Origin of the sequence: Peribacillus sp. NPDC097264 (assembly GCF_050277925.1) — a bacterium.
In the GTDB taxonomy this organism is placed as follows: Bacteria; Bacillota; Bacilli; order Bacillales; family DSM-1321; genus Peribacillus.
Genome location: NZ_JBNNSR010000002.1, coordinates 91005 through 105560 on the forward strand (window position 1 = coordinate 91005; position 14556 = coordinate 105560).

The 14556-nt window shown below is 36.3% G+C and carries 12 protein-coding genes and 1 riboswitch; of the genes, 3 read left to right on the forward strand and 9 right to left on the reverse strand.

The genetic code is table 11. The features are described from left to right. Positions 1–10: 10 nt before the first annotated feature. Positions 11–946 (reverse strand): aldo/keto reductase, encoded by a 936-nt coding sequence (locus tag ACQKL0_RS03110; protein ID WP_427686198.1) that lies wholly within the window; start codon positions 944–946, stop codon positions 11–13. Positions 947–1574: 628 nt separating this feature from the next. Beyond that, positions 1575–2768: a NupC/NupG family nucleoside CNT transporter gene (locus ACQKL0_RS03115; protein ID WP_427686200.1), complete on the reverse strand. Its 1194-nt coding sequence runs from the start codon at positions 2766–2768 to the stop codon at positions 1575–1577. Positions 2769–2956: 188 nt separating this feature from the next. After that, a riboswitch (purine riboswitch) is annotated at positions 2957–3058 on the reverse strand. Positions 3059–3742: 684 nt separating this feature from the next. On the opposite strand from ACQKL0_RS03115, the gene ACQKL0_RS03120 reads away from it, so the two are divergent. From ACQKL0_RS03120 to ACQKL0_RS03130, 3 genes are all read left to right on the forward strand, one after another. Next, the gene (locus ACQKL0_RS03120) at positions 3743–4927 is read left to right on the forward strand and encodes a LysM peptidoglycan-binding domain-containing protein (protein WP_427686202.1); all 1185 of its coding nucleotides are present in this window, start codon (positions 3743–3745) and stop codon (positions 4925–4927) included. Positions 4928–5234: 307 nt separating this feature from the next. Beyond that, entirely contained in the window at positions 5235–6155 is a 921-nt protein-coding gene (locus tag ACQKL0_RS03125) for an HNH endonuclease (RefSeq protein ID WP_427686204.1), read from the forward strand. Positions 6156–6502: 347 nt separating this feature from the next. Beyond that, positions 6503–7222 (forward strand): hypothetical protein, encoded by a 720-nt coding sequence (locus tag ACQKL0_RS03130; protein WP_427686206.1) that lies wholly within the window; start codon positions 6503–6505, stop codon positions 7220–7222. 408 nt (positions 7223–7630) lie between these two features. Here the strand turns inward: ACQKL0_RS03130 and ACQKL0_RS03135 are convergent, their stop codons facing one another. The 7 genes from ACQKL0_RS03135 to pseC all read right to left on the reverse strand — a co-directional run bounded on the left by ACQKL0_RS03135 (position 7631) and on the right by pseC (position 14533). Next, the gene (locus tag ACQKL0_RS03135; protein WP_427686208.1) at positions 7631–9040 is read right to left on the reverse strand and encodes a CDP-glycerol glycerophosphotransferase family protein; all 1410 of its coding nucleotides are present in this window, start codon (positions 9038–9040) and stop codon (positions 7631–7633) included. Position 9041: 1 nt separating this feature from the next. Continuing rightward, positions 9042–9821 carry a glycosyltransferase family 2 protein gene (locus tag ACQKL0_RS03140; RefSeq protein WP_427686210.1) on the reverse strand — a complete coding sequence of 260 codons (780 nt, stop codon included), beginning with the start codon at positions 9819–9821 and terminating at the stop codon, positions 9042–9044. A 68-nt stretch (positions 9822–9889) separates the two neighbouring features. After that, entirely contained in the window at positions 9890–10939 is a 1050-nt protein-coding gene (gene pseI, locus ACQKL0_RS03145; protein ID WP_427686212.1) for a pseudaminic acid synthase, read from the reverse strand. Then, complete coding sequence (gene pseH, locus ACQKL0_RS03150) at positions 10936–11487, reverse strand: UDP-4-amino-4,6-dideoxy-N-acetyl-beta-L-altrosamine N-acetyltransferase (RefSeq protein ID WP_427686214.1); 552 nt, start codon at positions 11485–11487, stop codon at positions 10936–10938. Before pseH ends, pseI begins: the two co-directional genes overlap by 4 nt. 1 nt (position 11488) lies before the next feature. Next, positions 11489–12586: a UDP-2,4-diacetamido-2,4,6-trideoxy-beta-L-altropyranose hydrolase gene (gene pseG, locus ACQKL0_RS03155; RefSeq protein ID WP_427686216.1), complete on the reverse strand. Its 1098-nt coding sequence runs from the start codon at positions 12584–12586 to the stop codon at positions 11489–11491. Then, on the reverse strand, positions 12583–13350 hold the full coding sequence (locus tag ACQKL0_RS03160) for a cytidylyltransferase domain-containing protein (protein ID WP_427686218.1): 768 nt from the start codon (positions 13348–13350) through the stop codon (positions 12583–12585). Before ACQKL0_RS03160 ends, pseG begins: the two co-directional genes overlap by 4 nt. Before the next feature lie 13 nt (positions 13351–13363). Continuing rightward, entirely contained in the window at positions 13364–14533 is a 1170-nt protein-coding gene (gene pseC, locus ACQKL0_RS03165) for a UDP-4-amino-4,6-dideoxy-N-acetyl-beta-L-altrosamine transaminase (RefSeq protein WP_427686220.1), read from the reverse strand. Between the last annotated feature and the right edge of the window lie 23 nt (positions 14534–14556).

The window sequence follows — 14556 nt, forward strand, 5'->3', positions numbered from 1 at the left end:
TAGAAGCCTCCTAATTCCACATCGTAGGATTCTTTATATTTCTAGGGACATTTTTAAATAACTCCATTAATTGAAGCATCACATAACTTGGTAACTGGGGAACTGTCTCCATTTCAATATTTTGTTTAAGTTGTGTTAATGTTTCACAACCAACAACAATACTATCAATCTGTGGCAAATCTCTTACAAAGCAAAAGGCTAATTGATAAGGGGGGATTTTGTTTTCAGAAGCAATTTCTCGAAGTAAATCTATCCATTTTTTTGCTTCTTTTAAATGTTCAGGTAACTCATTGCTCGGTAATAATAATAATCCTTGTAAGTAAACACTGCGAGCATATATTTTTATTTGATGTTTTGAAAGTTCATCCAATAACCCCGAATGGATCAAATCTTGATCAAAAACATTGATAGGTACTTGAATCATATCAAAACAACCAGCGGCAATTACCTTTCGTACACCTTCCGAACTGTAAACAGAAGCACCGATGGTTTTTATCAGACCCTGTTGTTTTAATAATGCTATGCTTTTAATGACCTTTCCATTATGCGAGAATAAATTATTTTCATTATGCAATAAATAGCCGTCAAGGACCGGAAGAGACAATTTATTCAAGGATAGTCTCAAATTTAGCTCTACCTCATCGTGAATTCTCTTAAATGAAGCAGTTTCTTCCACTTTAATTTCCGGTAATTTTGTAAAAATCTTCGGAACGTTTTTTAAAAGGTTCTTTTGTTCCTGTAAGAATTTCCCTAATAGACCTTCACTTTCTCCATAACCAGGAGCAGTATCAAAAGTCGTTACTCTATTTAAAAAAGCATACGTTAATAAATTTATTGCCTCTTCTTCATTGGGCTTACCAATCTTATTAGCGATTCCATATTGCTGTCCTAACTGGACTGTACCAAGGGTTAAGTTCAGTGATCGCTTACTGACAGGTTGATTCATTTTAACTCCTCTCATGTACATCATGAAGCTTTGTCTTTTCTTCGTCTAAACATAATTTTTCGTCTGATACAATACTATGCTCTGTCAAAGCTCTTGATAACTCAAATAAACCTCTTAGGTTTGAAAAAAGGGGTTCACTTTCACCTTCTCTAAAAACTTTCCATTAATTACACAAGCATTACACAAGCAATCTTTATAGAAGAAATCAATACTATCACTTCTTTTTCTATAATCTAAAAAAGTTAGACACGAAATGAGGAGAGTAAATTCGGTTAATGAAAAGAAACGATTAACATCAGTTCCCAACCCGTTTTGTTCAAATAGTATATTGCCGATGAGGGACTTTACTTTTGTTTCAGGGTAATATATTCATATGTGGACGAGTATGTGAGGGCACATGTAAAAGTATATTGAAAACATTAAATCGTCATGTTTCGTTATCATGATTCGTTTCCTTTATACTCATAGTCTCTCTTTTATTAAGTTTCTCTCCAAAAAACAACAGATTTCCAATTATAAATACCAAATAGCCAAGGATTCCTAAAAATCACTTGGCTAAATTTATTTTAAATTTACGTATTAAAATCACAATATTTAAGGTTTTCTAGTAAAACTATAATACATAGCGTTACCAAACAAACAACCCAACAATCATGGCACTAAGCATGGAGACTGCCATTCCACTAAGCAATAGCTTCCAAACATTTCTTCCAATGATACCCGATTTTTCCTCGTCTAGAATCGAATTGAACGTTCCATAAATCATGCCGACTGTACTAAAGTTTGCAAATGATGTCAGGTACGTAACGGCCACAGCTACTGTATGCGGGGCCAAACCGCTGATCTGTGTTTTCAAGTCGAGCAAGGCTACGAATTCATTCGTTGCCAGTTTGATTCCCATTAATTGAGCAACATACATCGTATCTTCCCAATTTAATCCAAACAAGAAAGCGAATGGACTAAAGATGACAGAGAAGATTTTTTGGATTGTTAACCCATCTACCGCAAGCCCTAAAATACCGTTAAGGCTAGCCGTTAATGCGACATAGCCGATTACCATGGCCATAATGACGATCACCATCTTGACTCCAACTAGCATACTGTTTGAAATGGTTGAAAAGAAGTCTTTACGTTCCTCTTTTGTAGGAATATATACGACATCTTCCTCTTTACTGACAGTAACAGGATTTAACATATTGGCTATAAGCAAGGCATTTAAACAATTCAATGGAATAGCGACGAATACAAATTCAGCCGGAACCATGGATAAATACGCACCTATAATCGAACCGCTTATACTGCTCATACTCATAATTCCAAAGGTCAGCAAACGCTTATCCTTTAAAGAACTTAATTGCATCCTGATAACAGCGAGAGCCTCCGTATTCCCAAGAAACATCATCTGGATAGAAAAGAAGCTCTCCAGTTTCGGTAATCCTGACACTTTCGAAATGAGCCAACCGACTTTGTCTATTATCCAGGTCAGGATGCCGAAATACGATAGAATATCAAAAAACGTAATAATGAAGATGATTGGCATCAACGCACTGAAAAAGAAATCCACTTGTTCGTTTGCCATAACAGAAGGAAACACGAAAGAAATCCCTTCATTTGCACAAGCAATCAACCAGGTGAAGAAAGTAGCAATCTGTTTAATGACCCATGTTCCAATGGTGGTCGACAACATGAACCATGTAATAACCAATTCAATGCCAAGCAACGTAAGAATGATTTTCCACTTCACGTTTTTTCTATTAGGTGAGCACAAGTATACGATACCCATGACAACCAATACCCCTAGAATATTCAATAAGAAATACATACGACACCCTCTTCCTTTATCTTTTACTGTTGAATACATACATAAAAAGCCCTTATTTTTCATGCTTTCGGCCACTGGACAGAAAGCATGAAAAATAAAAGCTTCTTCAAAAAAACAAAGTAATAGTGGGACCTTCTGCAAGTGATCACATAGTGACTTACAAAATGCTACCTATAACTGTTTCATCTCTTTTATTCATGCTTCCTTGTAGTCCGGCTTTTTATGGCAGCCAGGTAGAAACTATCAGACCTTTTCACTGATATTATACAAGGATATTTATATGATGATGATTCGTAGTAATGGGTATCATTCTAAATGAAAGTATTAACTATTACAATATGCTTTAAAATAGTCGGAATCATTCTACTACTATACTCTTTTCAGACAATTGATGCCGATGTATATAGTTTTTACTAACGTATTATCTCTAGATTCTATAGTTTCCAATAGGAAGTTCGCCAATATACATTACCCTTCTACCTTATTTAACTTCAATATGGTTTTTCCGAAGTAAAACTTCATTGATTTTCATCGCTAAACATTAATCACGCCGCTCTTTTGGAAGACTATAGATACCAATCATACTTTTAAGGGAGTTTTAGTTTACCATTCCAAGATAATTTAAAAATATGTAAAACTATCTTGTTTATTGTTACGTTTTACCTTTTCTAAATTACAATGTAGCAATCAATCCTTTTATGGGTAACTTTAACAAAAATAAATCATTGACTTGAAATATATATATTTTCTAAATTATTGAAACCTTATAGGTAATAGGGATCACCCTTCACTTACACACTCCAACATTCCAACACTTCGTAACACCCCTGTAATATAAGCAATGATAATTTAATGTTTAAATCAGAATTTTTTTCTATTTTTAATATTTTATTGGGTTAATTGCCTTATAATATTATTGCGCTATAAAAATAGTGCAATAATATTATAGAATATCAGGAGGAATCTTCCTTTTTATGAATAGTTCAAAAAAATCTTTCATTATCGCGGGTTCTATCATAGGTACCCTATTTGCCAGCAATTCAGCATATGCTAGTACATACCATGTTAAATCAGGTGATAGTCTATATAAAATTGCTAAAGCAAATCATACAACCGTTCAAAAATTAAAATCGCAAAATAAACTTTCTAATAACCTTATTTTCCCGGGACAAGTGTTAAAGATAAATGAATCCACGGTGAAAAGTACAACTTCAACAAAGAAACACGTGGTTAAACTTGGGGATACGTTAAGTGGAATTGCTAAAAAGTATAATCTTTCGCTAAATTCATTATTGAAATTGAATCCTAGCATTTCCAATTCAGACCGAATTCGCATTGGACAATCCATCATTGTTTCTGGAAAAGCTACTTCAACTAGTGCTACAGCTGCAAAAAGCAGTTCAACCAGTACATATAAGGTTAAGTCAGGAGACAGTCTCTCCAAAATTGCAAGCAAAAATAAAACGACTGTCAAAGCTTTGCTAGCATTAAATCCTAGCATCAAAAATGCTAATACTTTACGTATTGGACAGTCCATAAAACTTTCTGGAAAAGCCACTACATCTAGTGCAACCAGTACAGCAAACAAATCGGGCAGTACATATAAAGTTAAGTCTGGGGACAGTCTCTCCAAAATTGCAAGTAAAAATAAAACGACCGTCAAAGCTATACTTTCATTAAATCCTAGCATCAAAAATGCTAATACTTTACGTATTGGACAGACTATTAAACTTTCTGGAAAGGCAACTACAGCTGCTACAAAGACTGTGTCTTCTGCCTCTTCTGAAGTGGACCGCGTTTTAAACGCCGCTAAAAAATACTTAGGGGCCAAGTATCAATATGCTGCAAGCACATCGCGCACTGATGCCTTTGATTGCTCATCATTTACCATGAAAGCATTCCAAGCAGCAGGGATCTCCTTGCCTCGCACATCAACTGGCCAAGCTCAAATGGGAGTACCTGTTTCTTCATATTCATTGAAAAAGGGTGATTTGGTGTTTTATGATACTAATCATGATGGAGTGATTAATCACGTAGGAATTTATGCGGGGAATAATCAAATGATTAATGCTTCAACTTCCAAAGGTGTATCGTATGCAAACATCAACGGTTCATACTGGAAACCTCTTTTCGTAAAAGCCGTTCGAATTCTTAACTAATGATTTGAATGCCATTAAGCGCATTACAGAAAACCAACTGGAGTAAGCATCAAACACTGTAACTGTTTGATGCTTACTCTTTTTTTACTTCTGCATTAGTTATATCCCCTTTCTATACATACATTACATTTGAAATGGTTTCCGAGATGATTTCTTTCACCCCGCATTCATACTTCGTCATTTGACACGTTATCGTTACATTTCTAAAATAATTAAGGTATGATAAGTTACATAGAATATGTCCAAAGAGTAAGCAAACCAGCTCTTTCATTTAAATCGCATATCGTAGCAAGTAGGAGGAAAGACGTTGAATAGTTTTATTGTCATGCAAGGTACTACTTATCAAGAAGAAAAACATTTAGGGATCATCTGGTCCCCTCAAATCGATAAATCCGGTTTAGTACCTCACTCATCTAAACTGATGCAAGAAGTTAAAAGTGGCGATCGGATTTTCCATTACGTAAAGGGATCGATTGTCGCGATAAGTATTGTAAAGAAGGGATGTCAAGAAGATAATAAACCTCAAAAAATTCGAAATCATACTAGATGGACAGATAATGGTTATCTAGTTGAAACCGAGTATCGTGAATTGGAGGTCCCCCTGAATATACGTGAATACTTTGACGGTATTGCTCCATATCTTCCTATTAAATATTCAGCATTCCAGGAGGATGCAACCGGCAATTCAGGATACCTATATCCTTGTAATGAAGAACTTACACTAAAACTTTTAGAATATATGAGTATGCTTAACATCTTCAATTCGGACGAAGATCAATTAGAACTCTCTGTCGATGAAGTCATTGCTAAAGAGCGGAATCCGCTACAAGCACTTCTTGCTGAAACAGAATCGGAAGCCAAAATGAAAATTCGCTGTGGTCAAAAAAAATTTAGAAAATTGGTTACGCCTCTTTGGAACCATAAATGCCCGCTATGCGGAATAGAAATGGATGCCCTGCTAAAGAGTAGTCACTCTAAACCATGGAAGGACAGTACCGATGATGAGCGCCTTAACCCGTATAATGGATTATTATTATGCTTCAATCATGATGCCTTGTATGAAAAAGGCCTTATCTCCTTTGACGGTCAAGGCAGACTACATATTTCTGAGCAGATTACTGAAGAAACATATGATACGTACCAGTTAAGTAAGGGTATAAAAATCCCCCTTCATCCTGATAATAAACCATACTTTAAATGGCATAAAAGGAATGTGTTTGTTGATTGAATAGACTTTTATAAGTTAACCATAGGAAAAGCCCTGGAAATAGGACACTCTTATTTCCAGGGCTTTTTTAAATAGTATTCTACCGAGATCTATGGAACAATAATGCATTTATACGAACTGAGTCTTTCGTTAATAATTAAGGGTTTAAGTCCAATTCCCCACCTTATTACATCAATCATATCTAATACAAAATCATCTCCTTTTATAAATGATTATAGTAACTGTTAACCTCTCCCTCCTTCCTCAGTTCCCCCTTTAAAATAATTTGATTTTCAATAATACTTTTGTCCAATCCTTTTGAAATTACATTAATAAGATAATGTAGTCTTGGAAAAAGGAGGAAAAAAATGAGTAAAGATAAAAGAAAAAAATGTAAAGATTGCGGCCATGGTAAATGTAGATGTAAAAGTGGACAAAGAGTTCAACAAAACGTTGATGTAAGCATTGGATTCCCATTAGTAGGAGTTACTGGTCCTACGGGTCCTACTGGCGCTACGGGTCCTACTGGCGTTACCGGGGCTACGGGCGCTACCGGGGCTACGGGCGCTACCGGAGATACTGGAGTTCCTGGCGCTACCGGGGCTACGGGTCCTACTGGCGCTACTGGAGATACGGGTATTGTTGGTTTTGCATTTTCTGAACCAGTCGACGTATTTGTCCCATCTCCTGGATTACTAACAGTGACTAATGAAGAAGCTACTATTACCACTCTTACTATCACTCTCTCCGAAAATGCTGTGGTTGTTTTACAGGGACAGATAGGGTGGAGTGCACCGAGCTTTTTGAATTTAGCTGCTGTTTCACCAAACTTCGTTGATTTGTCAGTGATTTGGAGGATCCGTAGAGGAGTGGGTGGACCGATTGTTTGGGAAGGTCGTGAGAGTGTAAGTTTTGAATCGGGAGAGGATGATAGATTTTTAACTTCCGTGTTAGGCATAGATTCAACTCCTGGATTGGGGTCTATCACGTATGTATTGACAGCACAAGTTGATCCAGAGTTATCACCAGGTCTTACATTTGAGATTAATGGACCGGTTATATTTATTGCAACGGCTTATCCTGTTTAACAAGCAATTTTAAAATAGCCGACCTCTATATGCAATGTAGAAGAAACTAGAGAGTTCTATAAGTTAAAATGACAAATTACCGCAAAAAGTGTTCGGAATTTCACATTCCGAACCTTTTTTCAATTTATTCTCGGTTACTAAATAAGCTAATCTATCCATTATTAATATCTATTTAGACCCTTTCTTTATCTTGCCAAATCCAGTTAATCTTACATAAATTCAATACAGCGGTAGAAAAAACATCACCAGCACTGCCATTCTCCGAACCTGCTGAAGCTTTATTAATCACCTCAATAATTTTCATCTTAACCTAAAAAAACAGTAGAAAAACTCAGTTTAATGAGTGTTTCTACTGTTTGGATCATCTTAAAGGTTTGATATGCAAAGGACTCTATCCCATTACCCTGCCTATTTACAATAATGATTAATTAAATTCGCCAATTTTTCACTGGAACGTCCATCATTATATGACATCGATAAAAAACGATTTCTTATATTGTTATAAGCATTCTCGTGGAGCCTAGAAATATAATGATTATTTATAACTTCGGTAAGTCGATTGGGATTTGACTGAATATAATTGCCCAATATATCGAAATAATCATAGAACCGATTACTATTTAAGAAGTTAAAAACAAACACAGGCTTATTAAATAATATACTTTCTAAAACCACTGTAGATAAAGAGGACACCACTCCATCGACCTGAGAAATTAAATCATATAGATTATTATCTCTCGCAGTGTAAACTTTTAATGATTTATATTTCTCTGCAAGTTTCAAATATATTCCATGCTTCTTTTTACCTATTTCCCACGGATGAGGCTTTAAAATAATTTGGTAATTTTGATTATCCATAATACTCTTAATTAAAATTTCGAATTTAACAAAATCCAACTGCGGGCCCGTAATGACCAATAATGTAAGCTTATTGGGATCCAGTTCATATTTTTTTATAAAGGTTGCTTTATCTATTGGGGATTGGTGATAAATTTCATCAAATTTAGGGTGTCCTATTTCAGCAATTCGATCATTGGCTAACCCTCTGTTCGAATACCAGTTTTTCTCATATTCACCATAGACACCAACTACAGTTGTAAAAACCGGCATAAACGCTTCTTCTCCCATTAAAATCCCGTGTTGTAAACAGATGCTCTTGATTCCTTTTGTTAATCCCACAATTGAAAGCACTCTGCTTTGAATATCTTCAGTTGTTCCCACAATGATGGAGGAAATATTTTTTTTATCAAATAGGTTAAAAACCATATTAATCATCGTAACGATTTGCGTAATTCGATTAATAAAGGATTTTTGAAAGAAAACATTTCCAAATGCCGGATGCTGGTTGAATTTTTCAAAAATAGTCGTTGCCTCTTTTACAATTTCATCGGAAGCCTCATCATTTTTCTCCTCATAATTTCCAACACTTTCAATAGGAATCCCATACATTTGAGTAGCTTTTGAGCGGGAAAGTATGATTGTTTGTTTAGGATCAAACATATTCATATACGTTCGCTCAGGAATTCGAGTATAGTCTGGATTGATTAAGACCTTTCCTTCCTTTGGCTTTTTTATTAAAGGGTCTCTGATTTTTTCAAGCCAATTTTCAAAATAAGGTTGAATCATCGCCTGATCTAATCTTTGGGTTTTTAGATTCACTAGAAAGCTTTCACTTTCCATCTGACTTCTTAGTTCAGAATCAATTTGTTGATAAAAATTAGTTAACAGTACAATCGGAATCCCTTTATATTTCAAGTGATGGAATGTTTCCACAAACTCCTTATATAATGTCCAATAGTTTGATAGATAGATACTCATCTCACTCCCTCTCCCTACGTTTAAGGGCTCTTATCGAGTCTCTGAGTTCTTTACACGTTCTTTGAGCCGGCAACATTTTTGAAAACTCATTTGGGTTATCATTGAATATTTGGGCATGTATAGATTTCGGAGTGATATAATTGAAATCAAGAATTTCATTGACTGGGAAGAATGGCCAGAAATGATTGATTCTCCAAAAGAATCTTGCATCACCTATTCGATAAAAATGGGGATTCTCATCCCAGTAGGATTCAAAGGTTTCTTTTATTTTAGGTAGAATAGACATTCGATGCATAACCGAACAATGGTCCGTCATGCAGGAAGCAAGCCATGTAATAGATTTTGCTGGCCTAATAATCTGGTTCGTAATTTCTCCCGCTTCATTAAGATGAACAGTTTTTGATGCTGAATAGACAACCATAGCTTCAGGATGTTGATCTAAGTATTCAACCATCTTCTCAATCTTCTGTTTGTGATATACATTATCGTCAGTTGCGTACGTAACATACTCTCCCTCTGCCAATTCCAATGCTTGATTGATTAAAACAGCATATCTCGTTTTCTCCACCCTTTCTTCAACTGTACTTATATCACTCCTGAAAAACCTCACTCTTTCATCATCTAAAAATGGCTTAATAACGTTAATCGTTTCATCATTTGAATTATCATCCATAATAAACAATTCAAAGTCATGAAAGGTTTGATCTAAGATTGATCGAATGGTATTCGCTATATACTCTTGTTTATTATAGCTCGTTAAAATCACAGTAACTTTTGGCAAAACACACACCCCTTTTTCAAAATTTTCCTGTTAAAACCTGCACCACTGAATGACAGTCAACAAAGATTCTATACACTATCCCAATTCAGTGGGGATCCTGCTTTCAATTCCTGGGCTGCTTTTTTTCCCAACAAGTTCTCATAATATTTAGGGGCTAACCCGTACCCCGGCCTTATGACTCTTATATTATCCTTAGTCAAAACTTCTCCGGCTTTTACATCTTTGACAATATAGATGGATCGTCTAAATTTCATGGATTTTTTTTCCTCTTCAGTCGGACCATAACTCACCCTGCCCAAAGATTGCCAAGCTCTATTCGTCTCCACTACTAAAGCTTTCATTTCTTCCGGCTCCATAGAGAATGCCGCATCTACACCACCATCAGCTCGCGATGTAGTGAAATGTTTTTCAATAACAGTCGCTCCCATCGCAACACTTGCAACTGAAACACCGATACCTAGCGTATGATCGGATAATCCAACCTGACATCCGAAAAGACCTTTCATGTGGGGAATCGTCGATATATTTGTATTTGTAGGGGTAGATGGATAAGTACTCGTACATTTTAAAAGGATCAGGTCTTTACAGCCTGCATCTCTAACCGCACGGACCGTTTCATCTAATTCTGCAAGCGTTGCCATGCCTGTAGAGATGATCAAGGGTTTCCCAGTTGAAGCCACCTTTTTTATAAGAGGGATATCATTGTTCTCGAATGAGGCAATTTTATACATGGGGATATTTAAGTCTTCAAGAAAGTCCACTGCAGTTTGATCAAATGGCGTGCTAAAGGGGATGAGTCCTAATTCTCTACACCTTTTGAAAATTGTCTCATGCCACTCCCAAGGTGTATAAGCTTGTTGATAAAGTTTATACAGGTTTTTCTTATTCCATAAACTACTTTTATCTTCAATATTAAATTCTTCGTTATCAATATTCAATGTCATCGTGTCTGCCGTATAGGTCTGTATTTTTAGTGCATGCGCGCCGGCTTTTGCTGCGGCTTCGACTATTTCCAAAGCTCGGTCCAAAGAATGATTATGATTACCTGACATCTCGGCTATTATAAAAGGAGGATGACTCGGTCCAATCATTCTTCCTTGAATGTTGATATCTTTCATACAATCACGCCTCTACTATAAAATTCAGATTTCAATGTTCCTTTATGTTTATCCCATCCTTCTTTGAGTATGGAAAAATTATTTACCTCGATGGACCTACCATCTCGAATTAGTTTATTCTTCGAAAGGCCCTCGTGCTTAAATCCTAACTTTCGATGAAAGCTTTTACTTTTATCATTAAAAGATAAAACTTCACCAAAAATTTTTTTCATACCTAAATGATGAAAAGCATATTCTAACCCCAAATATCCCATTATCGTACCGGCTCCTTTTGGTGCATGACTTTCACCAATATAAAATCCCCAGTCACACGATTGTTTTTCTAAACTGTAATTCTTAAATGAGATGAGACCCAAAGGTTTATCGTGATATAAAAAAAGGCGGTAATAATGTATTTGTTCTTTCAGTACATATTCAAACCATCGACAATGCTCTTCATAGGGGATTAGTTGATCATCATACATATTCATCCGGATATGTTGCAAATTTCTCCAGTTGAAAATGATTTCCTGGTCTTCTTTTGAGAATGCTCTTAATCTATAGCCCATATCAATCATCCAATCTTATTAATTCTTCTATCATCATTTGTTGTCTTGGCAAAACATCTTTCATAAAATGATACGACAATTGTGACATTGTATGTCTCTCCGTTTCATTACTTATCATGTCAGCCAACTGCTCTGTTATAAAATTCGTCTCTATTGTTTCCTTCTCACCTAAATATTTGATGATTTTCTTTCTTCCTAGCCCTTTGCAAATCTCAACCTGATTTTCAGCAACGCTCCATACTATTGATGGTAAACTTAGGTAACACCGCTCCCAGGTTGTCGAACCACCAGCCCCGATGGAAAGATCCGCCTGACCCATCAATTCGGCAATATTAGAAATCTGACAATAAACATGTAAATTATTATACTGTTGGCAAATCGTTTGCAGCTCTTTTATATGAGGATTAGATTTCCCAGCCACCACGTCCACCTGGATATCGTCCCGTCCTAGATTTAAAAAAGATTCTATGGCCCTTCCAGTTTCATTGGTTTGGTCTATTCCTCCAAAGAAAATCAAGATCCTTCTCAAGGAGCCTTCACGTATTTTTTGCTTTTTCCATTGCTCATGGAATTCTTCTCTCAATAAAGCGTAACTCGGTCCTAGAAATTTTTTACAATGCGAGGGTACTAGAGTTTGATAACGCCGTTTAGAGTCCTCGTGAAAATTTTGATCGATCAATAGATCACAATCATGTTTTCGATCCTCTAAATCATCAATGACTATGATTTTTTTCGAAACATCCCTAAAATTACGTTCCCATTGTTCATCTATAGCATAATGATCGATTATTAATAAATCAGCTCGTTCTTTCTTTAAGATTTCCTTTGTTTGGGAAACATCCATTACCAAAGGAGCACCTAGCCAATTCGAATATTGCTTTTGATTTTGAATAGTTCCATTTACATGACAAATGGGAAGCAGAAAAACTTCAAATCCATTTTCTTCGATTAAATCAGCTGAATGTCCATCATGTTCCCTACAGATAAAACGGACCGTGACCCCCCGTTTACGTAAGTTATCTGCAAGTGTTAAACATCTCATTACATGACCTGTTCCAATCTCTAAAGAACTGTCAACCCGGATATATGCCTGCATCATTGATCATCTGTTTCCGTATTGCCTATTTTTATCATTGAAACTTTCAATTGTTCAATATGTGAATTAAGGGATGCCCAATCGGGATGTTCCTGTAACAGGCCCATAATATCTTCAAGGGTAAAGTCTTCTTTTTTTTGCAGATGATGAAGTAATTTGGTAATTAACACTAGATCATCCTCCGTATCGACTGTTAAGCGGAAAGAACTTAAATCGGTATGATAATGAATGGAAGCCAGGTTAAACAATTCAGGATGGTAATAGATATAGGGGGTTACATGCTCCCGGTAAGCGGAACCATTTGCTTCTTTATATGCCTTCTCCAGTGTCTCCATTGAGAAAACTTCCACATCGAAACCACGAGGGTATGTTCTTTCCAGCGTATTTGAAGCATAATCATATTCCTCGGCATTAAGAAAGTATTCTGCTAAGACTTTGTCAACCTTATGGTGGTCATTTAAAGGGCAATCAGCCGTAAGCCGGATTACAATTTTAGCATGATGCTTAGTGGCCGCTTCAAAAAATCTCGACAATACATCATCTTCGGAACCTCGAAAATAGGCTACTGAAAGTCTTTCAAAAAGATCTACAATTGGCTGATCTGATTCCTTGATGGTTGTTGCAACCACAATCTTATTTATGAATTTAGACTGTTTAACTCTTTCCACCTGATATTCCAGCAAAGGTTTCCCTTGAACCTTCCTCATCACTTTTCCTGGTAACCTTGTTGATCCCATTCTTGCTTGAATAACCGCTACTACTTTCAAAAAGCTCACCTTCTCAGTTAGAATAACGGTTTATCACTTTTTTCACAGCATCGATGACATCCGCTACGTCTTGTTCTGTCATCGCAGGGAAAAGGGGCAGGGTAATGACTTCCTCGTACAACTTTTCAGCATGTGGACATAGTCCTTGTTTATAACCCAGCCCTTGATAATAAGGTAACAAATAGACAGGGATATAATGCACATTCACTCCGATATTTTCTTGTTGAAGTGCACTGTAAGCCTCTTTTCTATTTCCCGTTAGTTGATCTAAATGTAGACGGATCATGTACAAATGCCAACTTGAACTAGCCTCTTTATTTTGATGAGGGATAGTGATCGCCTTTATTTTTTTTAGTTCATCATTGTACATCGTGACATATTTATTCCGTAACTCCAAAAATTTATCTACTTTCTTTAATTGACTGGATGCAAGGGCTGCTTGAATATCGGTCATACGATAGTTAAAACCGAGAAATTGCATCTCATAATACCAAGGGCCATGATCATCAATCATCTTATTGGGATCACGAGTGATCCCATGTGAGCGAAATTGTAATAGCTTTTCATAATACCCTTTATCGTTCGTCGTAATGATACCGCCTTCACCGGAAGTAATATGTTTGACAGGATGAAAGCTAAACATGGTCATGTCACTAATCGATCCTATTTTTTTCTGTTTATAAGTTGCTCCGAGTGCATGCGCTGCATCTTCAATAATAACTAAACCATGTTTTTTAGCGATAGCGTATATTTCATCCAATGGTGCGGGATTCCCCGTAAAGTGAACAGGGATAATCGCTTTTGTTTTTTCAGTTATTTTCTTTTCGATTTCATTTGGATCAACATTGTATGTTTCTTCATCAATATCAGCAAATACAGGCAATCCACCTTGATATAATATACAGTTTGCACTGGCTGCAAATGTCATGGGTGTCGTAATGACTTCGTCTCCTTCCCCAATACCGGCTGCAAAGCATGCGCCATGTAATGCAGCAGTTCCATTAGAGAATGTGACAGCATACTTTGATCCAACATAGTTTGCTAATTCCGTTTCAAATTTGGAAATATAAGGACCTGTCGTCAGATAATCTCCTTTTAAAACTTGAATGACTGAATTGATATCATCCTCATCAATCCATTGACGACCGTAAGGAAGAAACGTTTCTCTTATTGGTCTATCCATCCATTTTCCCTCCTCCTTCCGCT